Genomic DNA, 23,551 nt, shown 5'->3' with positions numbered 1-23,551 from the left:
CGATCAGATCCAGCTGCGCAGCAGCATCCGGCTCAGCCAGACGTCGTACGGCACGGGCACGGCGGTGAGCACGGGCGACAGCCACCAGAAGTTCACCAGCGCGAGCAGCGTGAACGCGCCCACCACCGCCGCCCCCGTGGACCGCCGCGCGGCAGGCGCGCCCGGCGGCCCGAGGACGAGCCCGCACGCCAGCACGATCGCGAGGATCATGAACGGCACCGCAGGGAGCGCGTAGAACAGGTACATCGTGCGGTCGTCGGCCAGCGCGAAGTAGAACCATGGCAGCCATCCCGCCGCGTAGGCGAGCAGGACGGCGCCGGCCCGCCAGTCGCGGGTCCTCAGATACCACGCCAGCGTCGCGAGCAGCGCGAGCAGCCCGCCGTACCAGATCACGGGGGTGCCGGTCCCGAGGATCGCCTGCGAGCAGGAGGACGCGCCGCACGTGCCGCGGGGCGACTGGTAGAAGAACGCGACGGGCCGCAGCAGCAGCGGCCACCCCCACGGGTCCGACTGGTAGTCGTGGGGCGTGCTCAGCCCCTGGTGGAAGCCGAACACCTGGCTCTGGTAGTCCACCAGCGAGCGAAGCGAGTCGAAGACGAAGTAGGCCCAGCCGTTCGAGGTCGCGCGGTCCCAGTTGCGGCCCCACCCGCCGGCCGAAGCGAACCATCCGGCGAACGACGCGGCGTACACGACGGGCGGTACGGCGCCGAGCCAGGCGAGGCCCAGCGGCCAGTCGAGGCGAACCGCCTGCCGGTACGGCCGCCGCAGGCCGACGGCGCGCCTGGCCCCGCAGTCCCAGACGAGCGTCATGATCCCGAACACCACGACGAACAGCAGGCCGGTCCACTTGCTCGCCGTCGCCGCGCCCAGGCACAGCCCGGCCGCCAGCCGCCAGGGCCGCGGGCCGAGCCGGGGAGCGGGCCCGTTCAGAGCGGAGGTGCGATACCACTCCGTGAGGCGCGTGCGGGCCGCGTCGCGGTCGGCGACCAGGCAGGCGAAGCCCGCGAGCACCCAGAACGTGAGGAAGACGTCGAGCAGCGCGGAGCGCGACAGCACGAGGTGCAGGCCGTCCAGGGCCAGCAGCAGACCGGCGAGGCAGCCCAGGAGGGTCGAGCGGGTCATCCGGCGGGCGGTCCGCGCCAGGACCAGCACGCTGAGCGTGCCCGCGAGCGCGGCGACGCACCGCCACCCGAAGGGCGTGAGGCCGAAAAGCCACTCTCCCGCCCCGATCAGCCACTTGCCGAGCGGGGGGTGGGCGACGTAGGCGGCACACTCCTCGACCGTCCCGCACGTCTTGAACACGTCCGTGCCGCCCCGCGCGAACACCTGGTCGGCGCCGTCGGCGAACTGCCGTTCGACGCCGAACCTGATCAGGGAGTAGGCGTCCTTGGCGTAGTAGAGCTCGTCGAAGACGAGCGCGTGCGGCACATCGAGACGATCGAACCGGAGGAACCCCCCGAAAGCGGCCACGGCCAGCGGTCCGAGCCACCCCCGCCCGCCCGGCATCGGCGGCACCAGCCGGGGTAAGGCGTTCCGAGGCACGCGATGATCCTAACCCGGCAAAACGCGAAGATCAGGGCAAGACAGATCCGGCATGGCGGACCTTCAGGCATGATCACCGCCCTCCGGGGCAGTAGGGCCGGCGAACAACGCAACGCAGTGACGGCAACGCCATCGGGAGCGTCGCAGATGGATTTCGATGACCGAGCGCAACTCGACCCCTCACAGGTAGAGGACGTCGGCGGTGGAGGCGGGTTCCGCGGCGGAGGTCTGGCCATCGGCGGCGGAGCCGCCGGCATCATCGCCCTCATCGTGGCCCTGATCTTCGGTGTCAACCCCGGCAACATCACGGGCGGCGGCGACGAACCCGCCGGCCTGCAGCCGACCAGCGACCTGAGCGCGCAGTGCAAGACCGGCGCCGACGCCGACCAGTCGGAGAAGTGCCGGGTCGTGGGCGTCGTCAACAGCATCCAGAAGTACTGGAGCGAGCAGATCCAGGGGTACACCGGCGCGAAGACCACCCTGTTCTCCGGCGGGGTGCAGACCGGCTGCGGGGCCGCGGACTCCTCCGTCGGCCCCTTCTACTGCCCCAATGACAAGCACGTCTACCTGGACCTGTCGTTCTTCGACGAGCTGCAGTCGCGGTTCGGGGCCAAGGGCGGCCCGTTCGCCCAGGCGTACGTGATCGCCCACGAGTACGGCCACCACGCGCAGGACCTGCTCGGCACGATGAACCGCGTCGGCCAGGACCAGGGCGCGCAGAGCGGCTCGGTGCGGCTCGAACTCCAGGCCGACTGCTACGCGGGCGTGTGGGCCAAGAACGCGGTGGACACCGGCTTCTACGCCAAGCCGTTCACCGACGCCGACATCCAGGAGGCGCTCGACGCCGCCTCGGCGGTCGGGGACGACCACATCCAGGAGCAGGCCCAGGGCAGGGTCAACCCGGACGCGTTCACCCACGGCACCTCCGCCCAGCGGATGAAGTGGTTCACGAACGGCTACTCGTCGGGCGACCCGGCACGCTGCGACACCTTCTCCGGGAGCGTCTGAGACCCCCGGCAGAGGCTCGGGCGCGAACCTTTGCGTCGTCTCCTAAACTACGTACCGTGATCTTTAAGTTGGTCGGTGACGGACGGCCCTACCCCGAACACGGATTGTCGTCACGGGAGTGGGCGCAGATCCCGCCCCGGCAGGTCCGGCTCGACACGCTGGTCACCACGAAGGCGGTGCTGGACCTGCACTCGTTGCTCGCCAAGGACTCGACCTTCTACGGCGACCTGTTCCCGCACGTGGTGCAGTGGAAGGGCGAGCTGTACCTGGAGGACGGCCTGCACCGCGCCCTGCGTGCCGCGCTGCACCAGCGTTCCGTGCTGCACGCCCGGGTGCTGGAGCTGCAGGGCTGAGCCCCCCGTATACGAGAAGAGCCGCCGACCTGCGGAAACCAGGTCGGCGACTCTTTCGTCGAGCGGTGGAGGTGGGATTTGAACCCGACCTCTATCCCCATGCTGATCTGGGTGGATGGGCATCGTAGCTGGGCATGCGTAGACGCAACAAGACGCAACGAGACCAGATGGAACTAGAAGTTACGCGCCGTGCCCCCACGTGGGGGCACCGTCGATCTTGAGTGTCGGCGCGTCCCCACTCTTGGAGCGATCCAGGGTCAGTTGAGACCGTCGAGGGACGCGCGAACGAGGTCAACAGGAGCGGGCGCCGGCCCCAGGCCGAGCGCCTCGCGGATGCACGCGAAGTCAGCCGGATCGAACTCGGCGGCCGCCACGGCTGCGATGATCCGCCGGTCATAGCCCGGCGCATGCACGATGGCCAGGAAGTCCCCGGCCCGCCCCCAGGCGAAGCGTTCCGGTTCAGGCAACTCGCTGCTCTCGGCCACTGCCACCCTGAGTCGATCGTGCATGTTCTCGACAGCCAATGCGCACCTACCCCAAACCGGGCATCCTGGAAATCGCATACTGGCCCCGACAACATCACAGGGTCAACATCTCGAACAAAAGACCGAGGCAACGAAGACATTACGATCTTCGAACGTCGCTACGCGGTCGCTAGATGTTGGCCCCCATGTCGCGCAGCATTCCCCGCAGCAACCGGATCGTCGTACGCTCCGCCTCCTCGCGTTGCTCCGGGGGGAGGTGTCGGATCGCGTCCTTCGCCTCCGCCAGGAACACCTCGAACTCGCCCTCCATGACTGAGCGCGTGTGCAGCTGCTCGCGGGCCTCGCGCGCCCTGCGCTCGTTTACTTCGTTCCCCCACAGCGCGATGTCGTCCCCGCCGAGGATCGCTGGGATCGCGCCGGCGCGTAGCTGATACGCCTTCTCCAGGCGCCGGATCATCGCTCCGGAGAAATTCGTCCGCTTGGCCCTCTCCAGGTCGTAGACAACCCGGTAATCCACGCCGGTGTCGTGCGTGAACTTGCTGCGGTTGCTCCAGTCAGAGTTGAGCTCAACCCGCCTGGCGACTAGCTGCTCTCCCAGGCGCTTCCAGTCGTCTGCGGACCCAGACATGGTTCTCTCCCTCGCCCGTCGCGCCTGTGTGTACAGGTAGGCCCGTACGTACAGCTTGACGATGCCGCGATCGTCGCGGACTCATTAGGACTCCGTCAAGACTCATTGTGACTCGATATCTCCGCAGGTTACACGCGCCTTACCCCTTTGGCGATGCCAGTCAGAACCGCTCTAAATGAGTCCTAACACGAGGGACTCAAGTTGACTAGATATGACTCCAGTCCTAGTTTGTCTCCGTGCCACCCGTGATTACGGTCACCCAGAACGGCCGCGCGATCCGTGCGATCCGGCGCGCCCAACGGCTGACCATCGCCGCGCTCTCCAAGAGGGTCGGCGTCACCGCGCCCTACCTGTCCAAGGTCGAGCGCGAGGTCAAGAGCCCGTCTCTGACCCTCGCCGAGCGCCTCGCCGGCGAGCTGCACGTCGAACTCGGCGCGCTCCTCCGCGAGCCCGCCCCCACGAACAGAAAGTGACCCCCGAAATGGCCACCGCCACGCGCACTCGCCAGAAGACTCGCCAGCCCCGCATGCCGGTGCCTGACCCCGAGGTCCAGCCCATGCTCACGGTCCCCGAGATGGGTCGCATCTTCGGCCTGTCCCGGGCTGCCGCCTACAAGGCCGTGCACACCGGCGACATCCCGAACATCCGCGTCGGCAAGCTGATCATGATCCCCACCGCCGACCTGCGGAAAATGCTCGGCCTCTCCTGAAGAAGAAAGAAGCCCCCGGCAGCCGATTCCGGCGGCTGCGGGGGCCAAATCCCCGAAGGGACAACTCGCATGCCCATTCTCTCCTACGAGGAGCTCCTGGTGCCTCCCCCGCGCTCCGAGCTCGCCGCGTACCTCGACATGGCGCGCTGCGAGTGGCTAGCCGACCACCGCACCGCACAGACCTGCGGTGAGAACGCGTGAGCGTCCACGACACCCTCACCGCCGCCGTGGTGAAGCTGAACCTCGCCCTCCGCGACAACTGCCTGTGGATCTCCCGGTCCAGCGTTGGCGCCCGCCCGTACGTCGCCATCGGGCACGACACCGTGGCGCACATCGACGCGACGATCGCCGAGCTGCGCCGCGCCCGCGCCGCGCTCGTGAGCGAGCTGCGCGACGACGCGCTCCAGCGGGCCGCCCGCATCGACGCCGAGCGGGCCCGGCGCACCGCCCGCGTCCTGACGCCCGACGCGCTCGGCGTCGAGGACCCGGTCGAGACCGGCGAGTCCCGCCACCCCCTGGAGGACTGATGGCCGGCCGCCAGCTCCCGCACCTGCTCACCCTCGCGTTCTCCCGCACCGCCCGGGCCGCCCGCGCCGAGCAGGCCGCGGCCGCCGACCCCACCATCGCCGAGCACACCTCCTGGCTCGGTGACCTGCGCACCGGCGACACCGACGCCGACCGGATCACGGTCGCCCGCCGCCAGATCGCTCTGATTCTCGAAGAAGGAGACCGTTGATCCTCCACCTGGCCAACCTCTGGCCGCTAAACCTCAAGGTGCAGCACAGCAGCACGCGGCGCACCGGAACCATCGTGGCCTGCCCGCCGCGCGACCCGATCGCCGCCGAGTTGCTCAACGGTGCCCAGGCCGCGCACGCCGTCCTCCGCAGCGGCGCGCCCATCGTGCACGTCGACTTCGGCGACGGCGCGCCGTGCTGGTACCGCACCACCGTCCTCCGCAAGGCCACCGACACCAGCGCGGTGTGGCGCGACCAGCCGAGGAGGTGGCGGTGAGCTACCTGACGATCGACCCTCGCACCGGCCTGAGGCGTTCGCTGATCCGCTGGCCCGACGGAGTGCGGCGGCTGCTGGACGGCTGCCGCTGGTGCGGCCACGTCGAGAGCACCCACTCGCTGTTCTGGGTGCCCGCCCGCCCGGGCCACGCGTACGAGCCGCCGACCGCTGCGCAGCGCGCCGCCCGGGCGGCCGCCAACGCCCGGATCGCCAACCTGCGCGTCGAGCCGATCCCGGCCCCGCGGCACGCCGCCCCCACCGGCTACCGGCAGCCGTCCGGCGTCGACACCGGCGTCCTCCTGCGGGTCGTCGAGGGACTGAGGGCCCTGTGAGCGGCGAGACCAAGCGGCGCAACCACGGCCGCGGACACTCCTACCTCCTCGACGGCGAGAAGATCCCCGGCGTCACCACGCTGATCGGCGACGGCTTCCCCAAGTCCGGGCTGATCAACTGGGCGGCCGACACCGTCGCGGCGCACGCCGTCGACAACTGGGACGAGATCGCCGGCCTCACCCCGTCCGAGCGGCTCAAGCGCCTCGCGAAGGCGCACACCGCCGTCCGCGACGCGGCGGGCGTGCGCGGCACCCGCGTGCACAAGCTCGCCGAGGCTCTCACCCGCGGCGAAGAGGTCGACGTGCCCGACGAGCTCGCCGGTCACGTCGAGTCCTGCGTCCGCTTCCTGGACGAGTGGCAGGCGGAGCAGGTGCTCGTCGAGCGGCCCATCTTCTCCCGGCGCTACCGGTACGGCGGGTCGCCGGACCTGGTCGCTGACCTGGCCGATGGGAAGCGCTGGCTCCTGGACTGGAAGACCAACGCCAAGGGCCCGTACGGGGACATGGCGTTCCAGCTCAGCGCCTACCGGTTCGCCGACTTCTATCTCGACGACGAGGGCCGCCAGATCCCCATGCCGGAGGTCGACGAGGTTGGCGTGGTGTGGCTCCGCGCCGACGGATACGACCTCTACCCCTTCGAGGCGGGACCTGAGGTGTTCCGCCAGTTCCTGTACATCGCCCAGGTCGCCCAGGCCTCGAAGGAGTGCCGCGACTACAAGGGCGACGCCCTTCTGCCCCCTTCGGAGGTTGCAGCGTGACCAGCAGCGAGATCGCCGTGCGCGAGGCCGGCACCGTCGCTCCCCAGCGCGACGTCGTCGACGGCTGGAAGGACGTCATCACCGACATCGTCCGACTGGCCGAAACTATCCACGACACCGACTTCGTCCCCAAGGGGCTGCGCGGCAACTACGCCGCGACCGCGGCCGCCATTCTGGCCGGTCGTGAGGTCGGCATCGGGCCCATGACGTCGCTGCAGCACATGTACGTCGTCGAGGGCAGGCCGACCATGTCGGCGAAGCTGATGCGCGCCCGCGTCCTCGCCGCCGGTCATGACCTGGTCTACGAGGAGAACACCATCACCCGCTGCCGGGTCAGGGGGCGCCGCCGCGGCGAGCAGGCGTGGACGACCGTCGAGTGGACCATGGACGACGCCAAGCGGGCCGGGCTGGCAGGCAAGAACACCTGGCAGAAGTACCCGCGCCGGATGCTCCAGGCCCGTGCGACTGGCGAACTGTGCGACATCGTCTTTCCCGACGTGGTCGCTGGTATGGCCGTCACGGAAGAGGCGGAGGACGACGCCGGCGACTACGCGGGCGTGGTCGACGAGGCGGCCGAGCAGCAGCCGACGAAGCGGCGTACGGCGCGGCGCCGAACGGCGGCCGCCACCCCGCCGCCCGCTCCCGAGCCGGAGCCCGCGGCGGAGGGCGTCACCGCGGTGTCCCCGGCCGAGGCGAGGGAGGCGCCGCGCGCGCAGGTGCCGGAGCCGCCGCTGCCGGGCGAGCCCGGGTTCGAGGACACGCTGCCCGGCATGCCGTCGGCGCCGGAGGCCGAGGAGCCGCAGCGGCCGCCGGCGGCCGCGCCGGAGCCGTTGACGCGGCCGCAGTCGCGGAAGATCCACGCCCTGTTCAACCAGATCGGCTGGAGCGACCGCGCCGACCGGTTGCGCGCGTCGTCGACGATCGTCAACCGCGAGCTCAACTCGTCCGGCGACCTGACGAAGGACGAGGCGGCCGTGCTGATCGACACGTTGGAGCGGGTGATCAACGCGGGCCCGGATCCGGATGTGCGGCTCGGCGAGTTGCTGGCGGATATCCGCGACGCCGCGGTGGATCCGGAGGCCGACGAGGACGCGCCCGACGGCGACGAGCCGGTGGACGCGGAGGTCGTCGACGACCCGGAGAGCGAGGACCGGTGACCGGCCCGGAGAACTACGCCCAGGCTGAGGCGCTGCTGGAAAGCGCGGCTCGCGAGAGGATCGGCAGCACTCAGGAACGTTACCTGCTTGCTGCCGCTCAGGTGCGCGCGACGCTCGCCCTGGCCGCCGCGACCGCACTCAACGACCACGAACACGTTGGCGACGACGTGAGCGTCGGCGGCCTACCGATCGAGGACTGGAAGGCGTGGCGCGAGGTCGCTGGGGTGAAGGGCGGCGAGGGCCAATGACGTCCACCGAGATCGCACTCCGGCACGTCGTCAGGTTCGGGCCGTACCGCAACCTGGTGGAGATCCCGCTCGCGGTACCGCTGCCGAAGAACAGCCTCGACCCCCGGTACGCCGCGTGCGTCGACCACCGCACCGCCTGCGACTGCCGCGAAGCAGGCTTCGCCGAGGAGCGCGCCGAGTACCGGGCCGAGCTGGACGAGGTGCGCCGGGCGTTCGAGGAGATGCTGACCGGCCACGCCACGTGGGTCGAAAGCGCCGACGGCCGCTGGGACGAGCGCTTGCAGTGCAAGTGCACCGGCTGCCAGATCGCCCGCCGCCTGCACTTCGGCTACGGCAACAGCGTCGTCATCATCACCCAGCAGACGGGCCCGCGTCGACCGCTGCCGCTCTTCCCCATCGGAAGCGAGGTGCCGTTCTGATGGGCTTCTTCGGTAAGTCCCGCGCGCAGCTGCTCCTCGACCACCACGCCGAGGTTGAGGACCTCCGCCGGATCATCGCCGACCAGGCGGCCGAGATCGGCGCGAGGTCCCGCACCATCGCCGACCTGCTTACCCAGGTCGCCGAGGCGGTGAACGAGCGCAGCGCTGCGCTCGACTACGCCACCCGCCTCCGGATCGGGGCGCTCGGCCTGGCCACCTCCTGGAACCGGATCGGCCACGCGGGCAACTACCGCATGGCTGCGGCCGAGCTCCACGGCTTCATGGAGCAGCTCGGCGTGACCGAGCCGGCCGACCGGCCGCCCCTCACGGTCATCCCGGGCGGGAGCGGCACGTGAGGCAGCTCGACCTCGTGACCTCGGAGGGCGCGGCCTACCCCGCGCCCTCCGGGGCCCCGCTCGTCACGATCACCGCGTACGGCACACCAGCCGGGCAGGGGCGGATCTCCTACAACCCTGCCGGCCGCGGCTACTACGCCAACGACAAGCAGCTGCGGCCGTGGCGCAACGCGATCCGGGACGCCGCGATGGAGGTCCTCGGCACGCACGAGCACCAGCCGCCCACCAGGGAGCGCAAGGGCCGCTCCGGGCCGTGCGTGACCTGTGGGGTGCCTCGTAAGGACCACGGGCACCTCAAGGGCGCGTACGTGGTCCTGATGACCGTCACCCTGCCGCCGCTCGCCTCGCCCCGGGCCCTCCCAGTCACCAGGAGTTCCGGCGACTGGGACCACCACGGCCGCGCGATCGGCGACGCGCTGACGCAGGCCTCCGTATGGGCCGACGACTCGCAGGTCGTCGACGGCCGAGTCCGCAAGTTCTACCCCGGGCACCCGCTCGCCCTCGACCGGCCGGGCGCCGTAATCCAGATCTGGAGAGTCTCATGAAATGGCCGTGGCAGTGGGCGGAGGCCGCCCCGCTGGTGGACGCGACGGCGGACGAGGACGAAGACCCCTGCGGCTGCCAGGTGCTGATCGACCAGCTCCACCAGCACGCCGGCCTCTTGCGTGAGGACCTGGCGCAGGCTGACCGGGCGTTGAAGGAGCAGGCCGAGCGGTACGAGGCCCGCATCGCGTCTCTGACCCGACAGCTGCGCGACGGCACGCCGTTCGGCGAGCGGGAGGAGATGCTCCGCACGCAGGAGACCAACACCCGCCTCATGCAGCGCATCAACGACATCACGGAAGGGGCGGTGACCCTCTGATGGGCTGGGCATCCGCCGGAGACGTCTTCGACCCCGTCGCGCGAGCGCTGATCAACGCGGGCGCCGCCCCGGAGATCAAGCGCCGCGTCTGCAGCGCCCTCATCAAGGCCCTGCAGGGGCGCGGCTGGGACACCGAAGGCGAGAGCCTCGGCGAGTTCGACCACGACCCCTCCATCGTCGCGGCCTTCCGTGAGCACGGCATCGTCCAGCCCTGCGCGGACGAGGCCGGCCCGAAGGGCGCCAGCTGGTGCGAGCGCGAGCGCGGCCACGACGGCGACCACGACGACCAGCTTGGCCACACCTGGCCGCAGACAACCGGAAAGGACGGCGACTGATGCCGGACATCAAGCTCGACAGCAAGCTGACGAAGGCCATCAGGCGCCTGCTGGAGCCGTACGAGGCCCGCCTCGGCAAGCTCGGCAACAACGTCGTCGCGATCGTCGAGCTCACCAGCGTGAAGCGCGTCGACGTCACCCCCGACGTCGAGGCGGCCCCGGCCGCGTACCTGCGGATCACGGGGCTGGAGATCGCCACGCGCGACCAGGAGGACCACCTGCGCCGCGCCCAGCGGGCGATGTATCAGCTGAGGACGGCGCGCGGCACCCTCGACGAGATCCACTCGGCCGAGGACGCCAAGCGGCAGCTCAACCTGCTGCCGCAGATGGTGGCGGAGGGGGACGACTGATGCCGATCACCACCCTGCAGCAGCTGCACGACGCCACCCGCAACGCCCTGGACGGGGCCGGCGTCAACGCGGGCGTCGTCAGCGACGCGCTCTACTACGCGGACCTGCAGATCATCCCGACCGTGAACGACGACCGCTACTGGCGGCTGCTCGTCAACGGCGTCGACGAGCAGCGCGTGATCGACAGCGAGGATCTCCCGCGGGAGCTCGCTCTCGTGCTGGCCGCGAACCCGGGCATGCCCGTGATGGTGCGCCTGGCCCTCGAGGAGGAGGCGCACGCTTACGCGCTGCTCGGCGCGGTCGGGCTGCGGGAGCTGGACGAGAAGCGCCGGCGGGAGGACGCGGCGATCGCCGAGGAGCTCGCGGCCGCGCTCACCGCCGCGCTCGGGAACACCGATGGGTGAGCTGCCCGCCCTGTTCGACGTCGAGCAGCCGGCCGCGCCGCCCGCCCCGAAGGAGTCGGAGGGCGTGCGCCGGACGAAACGGCAGGCGGCACTCCTCGCCGCCGGCCGTCACCCGCTGACCGTCGTGCTCACCCGGCCGCTGCGTCTACACCCGGAGGCCGCGCCGTACAACGACCGGCAGGCGCCCGGCCGCCGCTGCGGCAACTGCGCCTTACGGCAGAACAACGCCTGGGGCTACCCGAAGTGCACCTTCGGCAACGGCGCCCGGGCCAGCCACGGCACCGCCACGGACGTGCGCGCGTTCTGGAGCGCCTGCACCGACCACCAGTGGAAGGGGGAACCGTCCGATGCCGAGTGAGCCGCGCCGCGCGACCAACGAGCTGCTGAGCCTGCTGTCCCACACCCGCCCCGACTGGCGGCAAGGCGACATCCTCCAGGTCCTCCGCCACCTCGAACACCAGGGCTGGCCCTGGCCGCGGATCCTCACCCTCTTCCCCAAGGTCGCGGCCGAGGCCAACTCCCGGCCCGGCGACGTGATCGGCGCCTGGCGCCACCCCAACTACAGCTCCGGCCGCCCGCCCACAGACGAATACCTCGCCGCCCGGCAGGCCCTCCCCCGGCACGAGTAGGAGCCACGACCACACGTAGACGACCCCGAGCCCCGCCCGGCCGACCAGACCCGCGCCGGGCGGGGCCTCCACCTTGCTCACACACCGCCTGACCAACTGGGAAACGGAACACATAGATGCCCGTCAGGTTCCAGGTTGACCCCGACTTCTACGACCACCCCAAGGCCATCGGGATGTCCGATGCCGCCACGGCGCTCTGGGTGCGCGCTGGCTCGTACTCCGCGGCGAAGCTGTCTGACGGCTTCATCGCCGATCACGTGCTCGCGTTGCTGTCCAGGACGCCGGAGGAGGCAGCCGACGAGCTGGTGCGCCGCGGGCTGTGGAAGCGCTGCCGGGGAGGCTACAAATTCCACCAGTGGAGCCCTCGCAACCTGACCAGAGCACGCGTTGAGGCCGACCAAGAACGCGAGCGGGAACGCAAGCGCAGAGACCGCGCCAAGAACGCAAAAACCGCTGAGAGAAGCGCGAAGCCGCAGGCCAGGCCCGGAATTGTCCGGGCGGAATCCGACCCGACTCCGGACGGAATCCAGGCGGAATCCGACCAAAGTCCGTCGGTGTCTATGTCTGTGTCTATGTCTGAGTCTGTGTCTAAGTCGTCGTCTACGCGCCGCACCGCGCACGAAGACGACGACGACGACCAGACCCAGCGGATCGACCAGAAGATCACCGACCTCCTGCAGGACCTGACCGGCCGGACCGTGCCGCCCGAATGGGCGGCCCGCGTCCGCCGGCAGCTCCTCGACGGCCGCGACGTCGACAAGCCCATCGCCTACATCACCCGGGCCCTCCGGGAACGGCCCCGCGACTACCTGCCGCCGTCGACGCCCGCGGCCAAGCCCGTGCCGCCGGTGCCCCCGCTCGGTGAGCGCGACAACGGCGACACCAACCGGCGCGGCCGCGCACTCGTCGAGCAGGCCCTCGGCCGCCGCGCCCCCGCCGCGGACGGTGAGGCTTGACCATGGCCGTCCTCGTCCGCTGCGGCTGCTGCGGCCGCCCCGTCCCCGACAACGCCTACGTCTGCCCCGGCTGCGCCTCCGGCCTGCACGAGCACCTCGTCCGCCTCACCGGCGGAGGCCTCGCTGACGAGCTCGACACCGCGCTCGCCCGACAGGCCAAGCTCGGCGGGGGCGGCGGCCGCGGCGGCGCCGAGCAGCCCTTGCCGTACGGCTACGCCGCCTCTGAGGCGCTGTACGTGCTGCGCAGCACGCTCGTCGGGTGGGTGCGCGTCCTGGAGGGCGACCTGCGCCCGATCGGCCCGACCTGCCGCACCGGGTGTCTGCACGGCTCCTGCAGGCTCATCACGGCGCGCAACCCACCGGCCGACACGCTGCCCGCCATGGCCGGCTGGCTCGCCAGCCGCGCCGAGACCCTCCGGCACATGCCCGAAGGCCCCGACGCCGTCGATGAGCTCACCGCGGCGATCGTCAACGCCGAGGCCGTCGTCTGGCCGCCCGGCGACCACGTGTACGTCGGCCCGTGCGCCGGCGAACACCACGGCGCGCCCTGCGGCGCCGACCTGTACGCGCCCCCCGGCGCGGCTCAGGTGACCTGCAGGGCGTGCGGGGCGACCTACCGGGTGCACCAGCGCCGCCAGTGGCTCCTCGGCGAGGCTGAGGCCGTCCTGGGGACCGCGACGGAGATCGCCCGGGCCGTGACCAACCTCGGCAGGCCCGTCACGCCCGAGCGGATCCGGCAGTGGGCACACCGCGGGTGCCTGCTCGCCCGCGGCCGCGACGCGCGCGGGCGGCCGCTGTACCGCGTCGGCGACGTGCTCGACCTGGCGGCCGGCGTGCTGCCCATCCCGGCCGGGCCCGCGTGCGCCGAGTGCGCGCACGGGTCCTGCCGGACCATCCGGGCGCGGCGGTGACCTACTCGGCCGCGTCCTCGTCGCCCTTGCCCGGCCAGTGCGGGGCGAGGGCGGCGAGCGCGCCGTCAGGGTCGGCGATGAGGGCGCGCTGGCAGGCCTGCAGCAGCGCGTCCATGGTCAGGCCGCGCTCCCTGAGCAGGGCCATCGCCTGCGCGTGCTCGTCGGGCTGGGGGCGGAAGGCCTTCGCGGGGAGGCGGTGCACGTTGGGCATGGGCCCATCCTCCCACGGTGGCTTGCCACCTGTCGATGGGCGTGCTAGCGTGGTGGCTAGCCACCGAGACCAGGGAGGACACCATGACCCGCGAGCAGCTCACCGCCCAGATCGTCAACGCCATCGACAACCCCGCCCGCGCCTACGACCTCATCGAGCACCTCTGGGAGATGGCCCGCCAGGACGGCATGAACGACCTCGTCATCGACCTCTGGGACGCCAAGGAGCTCACCACCGACGCCGTCGAGTTCGCCATCGAGAACAACGGCGTCACCGACCCCCGCCGCTGACCACCGGCCCGCCCCCGCGCGGGCCGCCCGCAGTCCCCGAAACCGCCCCTGACCAGCACATTTGCGAAGATCATCCGAACCTGTCACGCTGAAACCCTGCGGAGACACCTATGCCCGCAGGTCAGAGCCCCGCCACCGCGCGGGGCTTCGTCATGTCCAGGGGGTGAGCATGTGCCGCGCCCCCTCGACCCCGACAAGCGCGCCGCCATCCTCGACGACATCAAGGCCGGCCACGCCCGCAACGTCATCGCCCGCGAGCACGGCGTCAGCGCCGGCACCGTCACCAACATCGCCAGAGCCGCCGGGCTGACCCACGCCTTTGACCGGTCAGCCACGAAACGCGCGACCGAGGCCGCCCAAGCCGACGCCGCCAGCGAACGCGCCACCCTGGCCGCCGAGTCACTCGCCGCCGCCCGGGCCGCGCTCCGCCGCGCGCTCGCCGCGCTCCCCGAGGCCTCCGCCCGCGACGCCGCCGTCTCCTACGGCATCCTCGTCGACAAGCACCGCGCCCTCGTCGACATGGACCGCGACCCCGAAGGCCTGGCCGCCGTCGACGCCTGGTTGAGAGGGATCACAGGGCAGTGATCATCAACCCGCTCGTCGGCAAGCAGCGCGCCTCGTTCGAGCTGTCCACCGCGCGCCTGAACATCTGGGACGGCTCGGTCCGCTCGTCGAAGACGATCAGCAGCCTCATGCGGTGGCTCAAGTTCGTCCGCACCGCGCCGCCCGGGCCGCTGCTCATGGTCGGCAAGACCGAGCGCACCCTCAAGCGGAACATCATCGACCCCCTGATCGAGATGCTCGGCAAGCAGCGGTGCCGCCTGGCCGCCGGCGCCGGAGAGCTCCACCTCCTCGGCCGCAAGGTGTACATCGCCGGCGCCTACAACGAGGGCAGCTCAGACAAGATCCGAGGTCTCAGCCTGGTCGGGGCGTACGTCGACGAGGCCTCGACGATGCCCGAGTCGTTCTGGGTCATGCTGCTCACCCGGCTCTCCATCCCGGGCGCGCAGCTGTTTGCCACCACGAACCCCGACGGCCCACAGCACTGGCTCAAGAAGAACTACCTCGACCGGGCCGCGCTCCACCTCGACCGCGACGGCCAGCTCCACCGCCACCACGGCGACGACCGGCTCAACCTCCACCGCTTCTCGTTCCAGCTGGCCGACAACCCCAACCTCACCGCCGAGTACGTCGCCGCGGTGTCCGCCGAGTTCACCGGACTCTGGCACCGCCGGCTGATCCTCGGCGAGTGGGTCCTCGCCGAAGGCGTGATCTACGAATCGTGGGATCCCGCGCGGCACGTCGTCGACGAGCTGCCCGGCATCACCCGGTGGATCGTCATGAGCATGGACTACGGCACCACGAACCCGTTCCACGCCCTGCTGATCGGCCTCGGCGTGGACAGGCGGCTGTACGTGGCGCACGAGTGGCGCTGGGACTCCAAGAAACAGCGCCGATCGCTCACAGACGCCGAGTACTCCGCGCAGGTCCGCGCGTGGGCCGAAGGCCTCGGCATCCGGCCCGCGTACACCGTCATCGACCCCTCGGCCGCGAGCTTCCGCGTGCAGCTGCACCGCGACGGCTGGTCGTCCGTGCTCGCCGACAACGAGGTCGTCGACGGCATCCGCGACGTCGCCTCACTGTTCGCCACCGGCCGGCTCCTCGTGTCCGACCAGTGCCCCGAGCTGATCGCCGAGATCCCCTCGTACGCGTGGGATCCCGCCTCGGCCGAGAAAGGCGAGGACAAGCCGATCAAGGTCAACGACCACGGCGCCGACGCCCTCAGGTACGGCATCCGCACCACCCGGGCGATCTGGCACGGACAGCTCGCCGAACCCGAGCTCACCGCCGCCTGACTCGTCAGTAGCTTGCGGGAAGTCGGCTTCTCGTGCCCAACCCTCGACCCCTTCCGGGAGACCTTCATGCCCAAGCCCGAGGACCGTCGCCCGTACCGGCGCCAGTCTGAGCCTGGGGAGACCAAGACCGTTATCAACACCTCGCCCGATGGACGTAGGTGGCGGCTCGATCTCCGTCAGGTCGGCTGGCACGGCCAGTCCGGCGCGTTCTACGCGCTCGGGGAATCGCCGCACCTGTACGAGACGGGGTCTTACTCGCCGTTGTGGCTGATCGCGCACGCCGACGAGATCGACGAGGACGGCAACCCGCTCTGATGGCTAAGGCGATCCTCACGATCTACGGCCAGGTCGGTGACGGCCCGATGCACAGCCTCGCCGCCGTCGACATCGAGAGCCTGCGCGCGAACGCCCGCCCCCTCGTCGCCGAGCTGTTCCACCAGCTCGCCGCCGCCGTCGAGGACACCGCCGGCGACAGCGAGCCGGAGAACAGCGGGAGCGCTACGGCAGACGCGTGACGCCCTCGACCAGGGCGCTGCGGACGCTCTTCACGACGTCGTTGCCGACGTAGAAGACGTGGAACCCGCGCTCAGGCACCACACGCTCCGCCTCGACCGTCTCCCGTCGGCGGGGCGACCTCCACAGAATTTCGAACTTGAGCATTTCCGGAAGCCTTTCTCGGCTCGAATTACTGGACCCTTCAATTGTCCGGGAATGGCTCGCCGAAATGTTAGTAGTCCGCATCGTCGCAGGTAGGAGGACTGATGCCGCTGCCCAGCGGCGGCAACTGGCCGCCCAAACCGCTCGCCGACATCTACGCCCAATACGAGGTCCTCGACGCCTGGTATCGCGGCGACGCCGACCAGCTCACCACGATCTACCGCAGCCAGGCCGACAAGACCCGCCCCGCGAACCGGCCCTCGCAGTACCGCGGCGGCCTGCTCGGCGCGGCCGCCCGGTTCTGGTGGGGGCAGCCCACCCCCGAGGGTGAGCGCCGCACGAAGCTGCACGTGCCGATCGCGAGCGACCTCGCCACCATGTCGTCGGACCTGCTCTTCTCCGAGCCTCCGACCATGACCGTCGAGAACCCCGAGACGCAGAAGCGGATCGAGGAGCTCGTCGAGGAAGGCCTCCAAGCCACCCTGTTGGAGGGCGCGGAGGTCGGCGCGGCACTCGGCGGCTACTACCTGCGGACCGTGTGGGACCGCGACATCGCCGAACGGCCCTGGCTCGGCACGGTGCACGCCGACGCCGCCGTGCCCGAGTGGCGGTGGGGCCGACTGTGGGCCGTCACGTTCTGGCGGATCATCGAGCAGGACGACAAGGGCAAGTGCCTGCTGCACCTCGAACGCCACGAACCCGGGTGGATCTACAACGGCTTGTACCGGGGCAACCCGGGCGAGCTCGGCGACCAACTGCCACTCACCGCGCACCCGGAGACCGAGCGACTGCAGCCCGCGATCGAGACCGGCCTCAAGCAGGCGACGGCGAACTACATCCCGAACATGAGGCCCAACCGGGACTGGCGCAGGGTGCCCGCCGGCGCGCCGCTCGGCCGGTCCGACTTCACCGGCGCCGTGCTCGGCCTCATGGACGCCGTCGACGAGACCTGGTCGTCATGGATGCGCGACATTCGTATCGGCAAGGGCCGGCTGGTCGTCCCGAAGGAGTACGTGCAGAACCTCGGCCCGGGCCAGGGCGGGGCGTTCAGCCTCGACCGCGAGGTGTACGAGGCGATCGACAGCGCGCTGCCGGGCGAGGGCATCAACATCACGGCCACGCAGTTCGCGATCCGCGTGCAAGAGCACCGCGACACCCAAGCCGAGCTCCTCTCCGCCATCCTCCGCGCGACCGGCTACTCGGCGCAGTCCTTCGGGCTGAGCGGCGACGTGGCGATCACCGCGACCGAGGTCGCCGCGAAAGAACGCCGCAGCCTCGTCACCCGCGGAAAGAAAGCCTTGTACACGGCGCCCGAGCTGGCCAGCTCCGTCGAGACGCTGCTGCAGCTCGACAACAAGCTGTTCGGGTCGAAGATCGTGCCGGAGCGGCCGACCATCGTGTTCGGCGACAGTGTCTCGCCGGACCTCATGCAGCTCGCCCAGACCGCGAACCTCATGCGGCAGGCCGAGGCCGCCTCGGACGAGACGCTCGTCCGCCTGCTGCACCAGGACTGGGACGAGACGGAAATCATGGCCGAGGTGGCGCGGATCGCCGATCAGCGGCCGCAGCCGGTCCCCGACCCGTTCGCGCTGCGCCCGGATCCGGCTGAGGATCCGAACGCGCCGCCGGCCGACGGGCAGGACGGCCCGCCCGGGGAGTAATGCCTGGTCAGGGGCCAACTATAAACTCTCGCTTTATAGTTCGAGGGGGTCGTCGTGGCCGTCGACCAGGACCTCGTCGACCAGATCACCAGCACCATCGCCGACCTCTACCGCGAGGTCGAGACCGCGCTCGTCAAATCCGTCGCCCAGCGCCTCCGGCAGGATCCGCCGCTGCCGTCGCCGTTCCAGGAGGCGAAGCTCGACGCCGTCCAGGCGCTGCGCCGCTCGGCGCAGACGATCCTCGCCGCCCTGCAGGCGACCCGGGCGAAGGTGATCCGACAGGCCGTCGCCGACGCCTACCGCCACGGCCAGGGCGCCGCGCTGGCCGACCTCCCCGAGAGGTGGTTCCCCCGCTCCGGCATCGGCCAGGCGTCCCGGCAGGCGATCGCCGAGCAGCTGCCCAACGCCGCGGTGATCGAGAACATCGCCGCGGCGCTGCACCGCGACCTCGGCCGGGTGGACGGCAACATCTTGCGGGCTCCTGTGGACGCGTACCGCGCGGTGCAGGCGGGCACGGCCGCCCGCATCGCGTCCGGTGCGTACACCAGGCGTGAGGCGTCACAAGCCGCGTGGCAGCGGCTGATCGACCGCGGGATCGTCAACTTCACGGACCGGGCCGGCCGCGTCTGGCGGCTCTCCTCCTATGTGGAGATGCTCGGCCGCACCAACATCCAGCGCGCCGCCGTCCAGGGGCAGACCGACCGGCTGCAGAGCATCGGCATGGACCTGGTCATCGTGTCCAACGCTCCGCAGGAGTGCTCGAAGTGCCGGCCGTACGAGGGCAAGATCCTGTCCCTCGGCGGCCAGGTCGGCAAGGTGCAGGTGGAGCACGCCACCCGCGACGGCGTCATGGTCGAAGTCGACGTCGTGGCCACGCTCGACGAGGCCCGGGCCGCCGGGTTCCAGCACCCCAACTGCAGGCACAGCGTGTCCGCCTACCAGGCCGGGATCACGAAGATTCCGACGAACACGGAGGACCCGGAGGGCGACAAGGCGAGGCAGAAGCAACGCGCCCTCGAGCGGGAGATCCGCGCCGCGAAAGAACAAGCCGAGGGCGCGCTCACCCCCGAGGCGAAGAAGGAAGCCAACCGGAAGGTCAGGGCGGCGCAGGCCAAGCTACGCGCCCACCTGGCCGAGAACCCCAAGCTCAAGCGGCTCAGGTATCGCGAGCAGATCGGCGCCGGCAACCTGCCGAAGGCCGGCGGCCCGCCCGGCGGACCCGTCGGCGACCTGCAGCCCCCGGTGCAGCCCACCCTCGACGGCGGGCCAGCCCCCCGGTCCGCGGCCGCGTCCGTGCCGGAGCAGCCCCCGGCGCGGCCGCGCGCCGCGTCTGGGCAGGCCTCGCTTGACGACCTGGCCGCGCAGCAGCGCGCGGCCGAGGACGCAGCGCGAGCCCGACGCGAAGCCGAGGAGGCGGCAGCCAAGGCGCGACGCGACGCCGAGGCCGCAGTCGCCCGCGCCCGCAAGGCGGCAGAGGAGCGGGCCCGGCGCGAGGCCAACCGGCCGCGCATCGGCGACCTCATCCCCACCGACACCCGCAACGTGTCGGCCGAGGAGCGGGCCCGGGTACAAGAGGCGTTCTACAAGGTCTTCCGCACTGAGCACGCCGGTCTACGCGTCGAGCCCGAAGGCATGGGGATGCTGCGGCGGCTCGGCGACGACTCGGTCATCATCTCCTCCGCCATCAAGGACGCCGCCGGCCGCGAGGTGGGCGCCGTCGAGCGGGTGTTCTTCCGCGACGGCGAGACCGGCACCCTGTGGGTCGAGCACTCGCTCCTGACCCTCCACAAGAGCGTCAGGGGCCAGGGCTTCGCCAGCGAGTTCAACGCCTACCTCGAACGCTGGTATCGCCAGTCCGGCGTCGAGCGGATCCAGGTGCACGCCGACATCGACGTCGGCGGCTACACCTGGGCCCGGCACGGCTTCGACTGGGCGGACGAGGAGACGGCCGAGGCGATGTTCGAGGGCTTCGAGGAGTTCCTCGACGAGCACCGTAACGACCCTGCCGCGGCGGCCGCCCGGGATATCCTGCGCAGGGCGAGGGAGGAACCGTTCGGCAGCGAGCGGTACCCCACGCCGTACGAGATGAGCCAAGTCGGCCGCACCGACGGCGCGACCAGCTGGCTCGGCAAGGCGTACATGCTGGGCTCGGACTGGCAGGGAGTGAAATGGCTCCGGTGAAACCGACGAGGCCCTCGGCCGAGCGGATCGCCCGCCTGGCCGAGCTCGCCGACCTGCACACCGACTGGGAACGCAGGCACCTCGACCAGGCGGCATTCCGCCCGGAGGGTCGCAAGGAAGGCTCGGACTATCAGCAGCACTACCTCGACGTGAACCCGCCCGTCGAGGCCGAGGACGAGTTCCACCGCCTCGCCGAGCAGGTCATGGAGCTGGGCACCACGCCTTGACGGCCTTGATGACCTGACGGGCCTGCGCCGTGGTGATCGACGCGTTCCCGCCGGACAACTCCTCGACCGTGTACCGCTCCAAGCTCATGCCGCCGGCCGGGTTGTGGATCCGCTCGCACACCCGTGACGCTCGGCGGATCGCGCGGTCCTCGTTGGCCACCAGGCCCGGATCGATCCGCTCGAGCGCGGCCAGGTAGGCGGCGCGCTGCTCAGCGTCCGGTGAGGGCACCGCGGCCGCCGTCGCGCTCGCCTTCGGCGCCGGCGCGTCCTCGGTGGCCACCTTCGCCACGGTGGCGATGACGGCCAGGACGAGCACGGCCGCGACGACGATCACCACCGTCAGCGGGCTGGTCTTCTTCGCCGGCGGCCGCGGCGGCACGGGTGGCGGCCCCCACTGCTGAGGCGGCGGGGCGGCGTACGGCTGCTGCGGTGGCCACTGCTGCGGCTGCTGAGTCGGAGGCATGCGCCGGACACTACGCCGCGCACCGTTCCAAATCGTCCGGTTCCGTCCGGAGGGACGCCCGAAATGTGGCGTCCTGCATCACCGAAATGGGCTCGCCTGGTGCGAGCCCCAGCACCACCCCAGCTCGGCCAGGCGCCGAGCGACCACCCCCGCGAGTCCCCTGGAGGGTCCGCATGTCCCTGTTCATCCCGTCGACGACGCCCGGGGCGATCATCGGCTACACCAGCCGAGGCCCCATCCGCCTCATGGCAGGCGGATCCGGCGAAGGCGCACCGGCGCCCGCCGCGCCGGCGTCCGACCCGAGCCAGCAGCAGGCACCGCAGGGCCAGGCGCCCGCGACCACGCCCGCTCCCACGGCCGCGCCGCAGTCCACCGATCCCGCGAGCCAGGCGCCCGCACCTCCGTCCTGGACACCGCCGCCCCCGGTCCCCCCGATCCCCCAGCCGCCCGCGCAGGCCGCACCACCGGCCGACGACGGCACCCGGGACGTCTCCCGCCTCCCCCAGTGGGCGCAGAAGGAGATCGCCGACCTCCGACAGGAGAACGCCAACCGGCGGGTCGCCGCGCGCACCGCGGTGGTCGCACAGCACGCGTTCGCGGCCGCGCCCACGCTCGGCGTGAACGGGCACGCGCTGCTGCAGTCGCTGCCGTTCCAGGCCGCGGCCGCCGAGCTCGACCCGGCCGCGCCGGACTTCAACACGCAGCTCGCCGCGAAGATCAACGAGATCTTGCAGGCGAACCCGTGGATGGCCGCCCAGCAGTCCGCAGCCCCGACCCCGGCACCTCCGCCGGCCTCCGGGGCGCCCATGGGCACCACACCTCCACCGCCCAGACCCAACTCTCTGGAGGCCGCCATCGCGGCCCGACTCGGAAGGTAGGAAACCGCCATGGCTGTGTCCCTGGCCGAGGCCAAGAACAACGCCGTCGACGACATCGACGTGGCCGTCATCGACGAGTTCCGCAAGGGCAGCGCCGTCCTCGACGCGCTGATCTTCGATGACGCCGTCAACCCGGCCGGGGGCGGCGCCACCCTCACCTACGGGTACCGGCGCCTGGTCACCCAGCCGACCGCCGCGTTCCGCCAGCTCAACACCGAGTACACGCCGCAGAACGTCACCACCCAGCGCTACACCGTGGACCTGGCCGTCCTCGGTGGGTCGTTCCAGGTGGACCGCGTGATCGCGCAGATCGGCCCGGCCGCGTCCGGCACCGTGTCGCTGAACATGACGCAGAAGATCAAGGCGGCGCAGACGCTGTTCCAGGACACCGTGATCAACGGTGACACCGCGAGCGACGCGAACGCCTTCGACGGCCTGGACAAGGCCCTCACGGGCAGCTCCACCGAGTTCAACGCCGCCAAGACGACCGACTGGACGTCCATCGCCAGCGGCAACGACACCGCCTTCGCGGCGCTCGACGTCCTCGACGAGTTCCTGTCGATCATGGACGGCACCCCGACCGTCATCCTCGGCAACACCAAGGCCCTGGCCAAGGTCCGTGCGATCGCCCGCCGCTCCGGGATGTACACCCGCGACCCGATCGACGGGCTGATCGGCGCCGGCGGCCGCCCGATCGAGCGGGAGACCTACGGCGGAATCATCTTCGCCGACCCCGGCAACAAGGCCGGGTCCAACAACCCGATCATCCCGATCAGCACGAGGACCGTCGGCGGCTCGTCCACCACGGGCCTGACCGACCTGTACGCCTTCAGGGTCGGCCTCGACGGGTTCCACGGCGTGTCCACCGTCGGCGGCCAGCTGGTGCGCCAGTGGCTGCCGGACTTCAACAGCGCGGGCGCGGTCAAGACCGGCGAGGTCGAGCTCGGCCCCGTCGCCGTCGCGCTCAAGTCGACGAAGGCGGCGGCCGTCCTCCGCAACATCAAGGTCCAGTGAACGACACACCCGACGGTGAGGTGCGCAACGTCGCGGCCGCCCCCGCCATCACCGTCGCCACCGACGACGGGCCGCAGCCGCTCGACGACGTCCTCGCCGACCTCAGCAGCGGCGACCGCCTGATGGCCGGCGCCGCGGAAACGGTCGCCGACTCCACCGCCACCGACGTGGACGAGCTGGTGGCCGACTTCAACACCCTGCTCGCGGCCCTACGGACAAGAGGAGTCATCACGTGAGCGTCAACATCACCGCGCCGAACGAGGACTACACCGGCGAGGTCGCCGGCGTCTCCTTCGTGAAGGGCCGGGCCAGCGTCGACGACCTGCCGGAGACGTCGCGGGCGTACTTCGAGCGGCACGACTACAAGATCGAGGAGTCCGGCGGCCAGCAGGAGGCGAAGACCGACAAGCCGGCCGCCGCCCGCAAGCCCAGCCCGGGCCAGTGAGCGTGCGCGGGTGGGCGTCGGAGGTCCGCCCGCCCGCGCACCCGAGGGGAGGTCGCCATGGCGTACGCCACCGCCGATGACCTGATCGACTACCTCGACCCGGTCCCCGATGACGCCGAGCTGCGGCTCGTCCGCGCCTCACGCGTCATCGCCCGGGCGATCCGCACCGCGGTGTACGACGTCGACGACGACGGCCAGCCGACCGACCAGAAGGT

The 23,551-nt window shown here is 71.0% G+C and carries 41 protein-coding genes; 35 read left to right on the top strand and 6 right to left on the bottom strand.

Translation table 11 applies throughout. The features are described 5' to 3' along the window. Window positions 1–3: 3 nt before the first annotated feature. Window positions 4–1,506: a dolichyl-phosphate-mannose--protein mannosyltransferase gene (locus tag ACQEVJ_RS00205; RefSeq protein WP_433112489.1), complete on the bottom strand. Its 1,503-nt coding sequence runs from the start codon at window positions 1,504–1,506 to the stop codon at window positions 4–6. Between the two features lie 183 nt (window positions 1,507–1,689). On the opposite strand from ACQEVJ_RS00205, the gene ypfJ reads away from it, so the two are divergent. After that, window positions 1,690–2,550, top strand: coding sequence for a KPN_02809 family neutral zinc metallopeptidase (gene ypfJ / locus ACQEVJ_RS00200; RefSeq protein ID WP_433095867.1), 861 nt, complete (start codon window positions 1,690–1,692; stop codon window positions 2,548–2,550). A 56-nt stretch (window positions 2,551–2,606) separates the two neighbouring features. After that, on the top strand, window positions 2,607–2,903 hold the full coding sequence (locus ACQEVJ_RS00195) for a type II toxin-antitoxin system VapB family antitoxin (RefSeq protein ID WP_433095865.1): 297 nt from the start codon (window positions 2,607–2,609) through the stop codon (window positions 2,901–2,903). A 257-nt stretch (window positions 2,904–3,160) separates the two neighbouring features. Here ACQEVJ_RS00195 and ACQEVJ_RS00190 read toward each other — a convergent pair whose 3' ends face one another. After that, window positions 3,161–3,427: a hypothetical protein gene (locus ACQEVJ_RS00190; RefSeq protein WP_433095863.1), complete on the bottom strand. Its 267-nt coding sequence runs from the start codon at window positions 3,425–3,427 to the stop codon at window positions 3,161–3,163. Window positions 3,428–3,557: 130 nt separating this feature from the next. Then, on the bottom strand, window positions 3,558–4,016 hold the full coding sequence (locus tag ACQEVJ_RS00185) for a hypothetical protein (protein WP_433095861.1): 459 nt from the start codon (window positions 4,014–4,016) through the stop codon (window positions 3,558–3,560). A 236-nt stretch (window positions 4,017–4,252) separates the two neighbouring features. On the opposite strand from ACQEVJ_RS00185, the gene ACQEVJ_RS00180 reads away from it, so the two are divergent. The 21 genes from ACQEVJ_RS00180 (at window position 4,253) to ACQEVJ_RS00080 (ending at window position 13,453) form a co-directional block, all read left to right on the top strand. Continuing rightward, window positions 4,253–4,489: a helix-turn-helix domain-containing protein gene (locus tag ACQEVJ_RS00180; protein ID WP_433095859.1), complete on the top strand. Its 237-nt coding sequence runs from the start codon at window positions 4,253–4,255 to the stop codon at window positions 4,487–4,489. Between the two features lie 53 nt (window positions 4,490–4,542). Beyond that, a complete protein-coding gene (locus tag ACQEVJ_RS00175; protein ID WP_433095857.1) occupies window positions 4,543–4,725 on the top strand; it encodes a helix-turn-helix domain-containing protein in 183 nt (60 codons plus the stop codon). Window positions 4,726–4,794: 69 nt separating this feature from the next. Continuing rightward, entirely contained in the window at window positions 4,795–4,926 is a 132-nt protein-coding gene (locus ACQEVJ_RS00170; protein WP_433095855.1) for a hypothetical protein, read from the top strand. After that, entirely contained in the window at window positions 4,923–5,252 is a 330-nt protein-coding gene (locus tag ACQEVJ_RS00165; protein ID WP_433095853.1) for a hypothetical protein, read from the top strand. Before ACQEVJ_RS00170 ends, ACQEVJ_RS00165 begins: the two co-directional genes overlap by 4 nt. Then, on the top strand, window positions 5,252–5,461 hold the full coding sequence (locus ACQEVJ_RS00160) for a hypothetical protein (RefSeq protein WP_433095851.1): 210 nt from the start codon (window positions 5,252–5,254) through the stop codon (window positions 5,459–5,461). Before ACQEVJ_RS00165 ends, ACQEVJ_RS00160 begins: the two co-directional genes overlap by 1 nt. Beyond that, on the top strand, window positions 5,458–5,736 hold the full coding sequence (locus ACQEVJ_RS00155; RefSeq protein ID WP_433095849.1) for a hypothetical protein: 279 nt from the start codon (window positions 5,458–5,460) through the stop codon (window positions 5,734–5,736). The genes ACQEVJ_RS00160 and ACQEVJ_RS00155 overlap by 4 nt, the downstream gene beginning before the upstream one ends. Then, entirely contained in the window at window positions 5,733–6,068 is a 336-nt protein-coding gene (locus ACQEVJ_RS00150; protein WP_433095847.1) for a hypothetical protein, read from the top strand. The genes ACQEVJ_RS00155 and ACQEVJ_RS00150 overlap by 4 nt, the downstream gene beginning before the upstream one ends. Beyond that, entirely contained in the window at window positions 6,065–6,826 is a 762-nt protein-coding gene (locus ACQEVJ_RS00145) for a hypothetical protein (protein ID WP_433095845.1), read from the top strand. The genes ACQEVJ_RS00150 and ACQEVJ_RS00145 overlap by 4 nt, the downstream gene beginning before the upstream one ends. Then, window positions 6,823–7,983: a hypothetical protein gene (locus ACQEVJ_RS00140; protein WP_433095843.1), complete on the top strand. Its 1,161-nt coding sequence runs from the start codon at window positions 6,823–6,825 to the stop codon at window positions 7,981–7,983. The genes ACQEVJ_RS00145 and ACQEVJ_RS00140 overlap by 4 nt, the downstream gene beginning before the upstream one ends. Then, window positions 7,980–8,231: a hypothetical protein gene (locus ACQEVJ_RS00135; protein WP_433095841.1), complete on the top strand. Its 252-nt coding sequence runs from the start codon at window positions 7,980–7,982 to the stop codon at window positions 8,229–8,231. The genes ACQEVJ_RS00140 and ACQEVJ_RS00135 overlap by 4 nt, the downstream gene beginning before the upstream one ends. Continuing rightward, window positions 8,228–8,650, top strand: coding sequence for a hypothetical protein (locus ACQEVJ_RS00130; protein ID WP_433095839.1), 423 nt, complete (start codon window positions 8,228–8,230; stop codon window positions 8,648–8,650). Before ACQEVJ_RS00135 ends, ACQEVJ_RS00130 begins: the two co-directional genes overlap by 4 nt. Next, window positions 8,650–9,006, top strand: coding sequence for a hypothetical protein (locus ACQEVJ_RS00125; RefSeq protein WP_433095837.1), 357 nt, complete (start codon window positions 8,650–8,652; stop codon window positions 9,004–9,006). The genes ACQEVJ_RS00130 and ACQEVJ_RS00125 overlap by 1 nt, the downstream gene beginning before the upstream one ends. Next, the gene (locus ACQEVJ_RS00120; RefSeq protein ID WP_433095835.1) at window positions 9,003–9,551 is read left to right on the top strand and encodes a RusA family crossover junction endodeoxyribonuclease; all 549 of its coding nucleotides are present in this window, start codon (window positions 9,003–9,005) and stop codon (window positions 9,549–9,551) included. The genes ACQEVJ_RS00125 and ACQEVJ_RS00120 overlap by 4 nt, the downstream gene beginning before the upstream one ends. Then, window positions 9,548–9,868 (top strand): hypothetical protein, encoded by a 321-nt coding sequence (locus ACQEVJ_RS00115; RefSeq protein WP_433095833.1) that lies wholly within the window; start codon window positions 9,548–9,550, stop codon window positions 9,866–9,868. The genes ACQEVJ_RS00120 and ACQEVJ_RS00115 overlap by 4 nt, the downstream gene beginning before the upstream one ends. Next, the gene (locus ACQEVJ_RS00110; RefSeq protein WP_433095831.1) at window positions 9,868–10,203 is read left to right on the top strand and encodes a hypothetical protein; all 336 of its coding nucleotides are present in this window, start codon (window positions 9,868–9,870) and stop codon (window positions 10,201–10,203) included. The genes ACQEVJ_RS00115 and ACQEVJ_RS00110 overlap by 1 nt, the downstream gene beginning before the upstream one ends. Next, on the top strand, window positions 10,203–10,553 hold the full coding sequence (locus ACQEVJ_RS00105; RefSeq protein WP_433095829.1) for a hypothetical protein: 351 nt from the start codon (window positions 10,203–10,205) through the stop codon (window positions 10,551–10,553). The genes ACQEVJ_RS00110 and ACQEVJ_RS00105 overlap by 1 nt, the downstream gene beginning before the upstream one ends. After that, window positions 10,553–10,957 carry a hypothetical protein gene (locus ACQEVJ_RS00100; RefSeq protein WP_433095827.1) on the top strand — a complete coding sequence of 135 codons (405 nt, stop codon included), beginning with the start codon at window positions 10,553–10,555 and terminating at the stop codon, window positions 10,955–10,957. Before ACQEVJ_RS00105 ends, ACQEVJ_RS00100 begins: the two co-directional genes overlap by 1 nt. Beyond that, complete coding sequence (locus tag ACQEVJ_RS00095; protein WP_433095825.1) at window positions 10,950–11,315, top strand: hypothetical protein; 366 nt, start codon at window positions 10,950–10,952, stop codon at window positions 11,313–11,315. Before ACQEVJ_RS00100 ends, ACQEVJ_RS00095 begins: the two co-directional genes overlap by 8 nt. Beyond that, on the top strand, window positions 11,305–11,586 hold the full coding sequence (locus ACQEVJ_RS00090) for a hypothetical protein (protein WP_433095823.1): 282 nt from the start codon (window positions 11,305–11,307) through the stop codon (window positions 11,584–11,586). The genes ACQEVJ_RS00095 and ACQEVJ_RS00090 overlap by 11 nt, the downstream gene beginning before the upstream one ends. A gap of 572 nt (window positions 11,587–12,158) precedes the next feature. Next, window positions 12,159–12,542: a hypothetical protein gene (locus tag ACQEVJ_RS00085; RefSeq protein ID WP_433095821.1), complete on the top strand. Its 384-nt coding sequence runs from the start codon at window positions 12,159–12,161 to the stop codon at window positions 12,540–12,542. Between the two features lie 2 nt (window positions 12,543–12,544). Continuing rightward, complete coding sequence (locus ACQEVJ_RS00080; RefSeq protein WP_433095819.1) at window positions 12,545–13,453, top strand: hypothetical protein; 909 nt, start codon at window positions 12,545–12,547, stop codon at window positions 13,451–13,453. Window position 13,454: 1 nt separating this feature from the next. Here ACQEVJ_RS00080 and ACQEVJ_RS00075 read toward each other — a convergent pair whose 3' ends face one another. Continuing rightward, on the bottom strand, window positions 13,455–13,664 hold the full coding sequence (locus tag ACQEVJ_RS00075) for a hypothetical protein (protein ID WP_433095818.1): 210 nt from the start codon (window positions 13,662–13,664) through the stop codon (window positions 13,455–13,457). An 83-nt stretch (window positions 13,665–13,747) separates the two neighbouring features. Here ACQEVJ_RS00075 and ACQEVJ_RS00070 point away from each other — a divergent pair, with 83 nt between their 5' ends. The 5 genes from ACQEVJ_RS00070 (at window position 13,748) to ACQEVJ_RS00050 (ending at window position 16,325) form a co-directional block, all read left to right on the top strand. Beyond that, window positions 13,748–13,954, top strand: coding sequence for a hypothetical protein (locus ACQEVJ_RS00070; RefSeq protein WP_433095816.1), 207 nt, complete (start codon window positions 13,748–13,750; stop codon window positions 13,952–13,954). Between the two features lie 171 nt (window positions 13,955–14,125). Beyond that, window positions 14,126–14,539 carry a hypothetical protein gene (locus ACQEVJ_RS00065; RefSeq protein WP_433095814.1) on the top strand — a complete coding sequence of 138 codons (414 nt, stop codon included), beginning with the start codon at window positions 14,126–14,128 and terminating at the stop codon, window positions 14,537–14,539. Then, window positions 14,536–15,810: a PBSX family phage terminase large subunit gene (locus ACQEVJ_RS00060; RefSeq protein WP_433095812.1), complete on the top strand. Its 1,275-nt coding sequence runs from the start codon at window positions 14,536–14,538 to the stop codon at window positions 15,808–15,810. The genes ACQEVJ_RS00065 and ACQEVJ_RS00060 overlap by 4 nt, the downstream gene beginning before the upstream one ends. A 66-nt stretch (window positions 15,811–15,876) precedes the next feature. Continuing rightward, window positions 15,877–16,125, top strand: coding sequence for a hypothetical protein (locus ACQEVJ_RS00055; protein ID WP_433095810.1), 249 nt, complete (start codon window positions 15,877–15,879; stop codon window positions 16,123–16,125). Beyond that, window positions 16,125–16,325, top strand: a complete 201-nt coding sequence (locus ACQEVJ_RS00050) for a hypothetical protein (protein WP_433095808.1) — start codon at window positions 16,125–16,127, stop codon at window positions 16,323–16,325. The genes ACQEVJ_RS00055 and ACQEVJ_RS00050 overlap by 1 nt, the downstream gene beginning before the upstream one ends. Here the strand turns inward: ACQEVJ_RS00050 and ACQEVJ_RS00045 are convergent. Beyond that, on the bottom strand, window positions 16,309–16,470 hold the full coding sequence (locus ACQEVJ_RS00045; protein WP_433095806.1) for a hypothetical protein: 162 nt from the start codon (window positions 16,468–16,470) through the stop codon (window positions 16,309–16,311). The genes ACQEVJ_RS00050 and ACQEVJ_RS00045 overlap by 17 nt on opposite strands. Before the next feature lie 101 nt (window positions 16,471–16,571). Between ACQEVJ_RS00045 and ACQEVJ_RS00040 the strand changes: the two genes are divergently transcribed. Genes ACQEVJ_RS00040 through ACQEVJ_RS00030 form a run of 3 tightly spaced genes read left to right on the top strand, consistent with a single transcriptional unit; the run spans window position 16,572 to window position 20,536 of the window. Continuing rightward, window positions 16,572–18,128: a hypothetical protein gene (locus ACQEVJ_RS00040; protein WP_433095804.1), complete on the top strand. Its 1,557-nt coding sequence runs from the start codon at window positions 16,572–16,574 to the stop codon at window positions 18,126–18,128. Between the two features lie 54 nt (window positions 18,129–18,182). Next, the gene (locus ACQEVJ_RS00035; protein ID WP_433095802.1) at window positions 18,183–20,309 is read left to right on the top strand and encodes a phage minor capsid protein; all 2,127 of its coding nucleotides are present in this window, start codon (window positions 18,183–18,185) and stop codon (window positions 20,307–20,309) included. Beyond that, on the top strand, window positions 20,306–20,536 hold the full coding sequence (locus ACQEVJ_RS00030) for a hypothetical protein (RefSeq protein ID WP_433095800.1): 231 nt from the start codon (window positions 20,306–20,308) through the stop codon (window positions 20,534–20,536). The genes ACQEVJ_RS00035 and ACQEVJ_RS00030 overlap by 4 nt, the downstream gene beginning before the upstream one ends. Here the strand turns inward: ACQEVJ_RS00030 and ACQEVJ_RS00025 are convergent. Further along, window positions 20,511–20,999 (bottom strand): DUF732 domain-containing protein, encoded by a 489-nt coding sequence (locus ACQEVJ_RS00025; RefSeq protein ID WP_433095798.1) that lies wholly within the window; start codon window positions 20,997–20,999, stop codon window positions 20,511–20,513. The genes ACQEVJ_RS00030 and ACQEVJ_RS00025 overlap by 26 nt on opposite strands. A gap of 173 nt (window positions 21,000–21,172) precedes the next feature. Here ACQEVJ_RS00025 and ACQEVJ_RS00020 point away from each other — a divergent pair, with 173 nt between their 5' ends. From ACQEVJ_RS00020 to ACQEVJ_RS00005, 4 genes are read left to right on the top strand one after another with little or no spacing between them, the layout of a single operon-like run. Beyond that, window positions 21,173–21,877 (top strand): hypothetical protein, encoded by a 705-nt coding sequence (locus tag ACQEVJ_RS00020; protein ID WP_433095796.1) that lies wholly within the window; start codon window positions 21,173–21,175, stop codon window positions 21,875–21,877. Between the two features lie 9 nt (window positions 21,878–21,886). Beyond that, a complete protein-coding gene (locus ACQEVJ_RS00015) occupies window positions 21,887–22,891 on the top strand; it encodes a major capsid protein (RefSeq protein ID WP_433095794.1) in 1,005 nt (334 codons plus the stop codon). Continuing rightward, entirely contained in the window at window positions 22,888–23,127 is a 240-nt protein-coding gene (locus ACQEVJ_RS00010; protein WP_433095792.1) for a head fiber protein, read from the top strand. Before ACQEVJ_RS00015 ends, ACQEVJ_RS00010 begins: the two co-directional genes overlap by 4 nt. Next, the gene (locus ACQEVJ_RS00005) at window positions 23,124–23,336 is read left to right on the top strand and encodes a hypothetical protein (RefSeq protein WP_433095790.1); all 213 of its coding nucleotides are present in this window, start codon (window positions 23,124–23,126) and stop codon (window positions 23,334–23,336) included. The genes ACQEVJ_RS00010 and ACQEVJ_RS00005 overlap by 4 nt, the downstream gene beginning before the upstream one ends. Window positions 23,337–23,551: the final 215 nt, after the last annotated feature.

This window comes from Microbispora sp. CA-102843 (assembly GCF_050936215.1).
Classification (GTDB): Bacteria; Actinomycetota; Actinomycetes; order Streptosporangiales; family Streptosporangiaceae; genus Microbispora.
The sequence above is the reverse complement of the archived record's forward strand: the minus strand, read 5'-3'. Positions and strand labels throughout refer to the sequence as shown.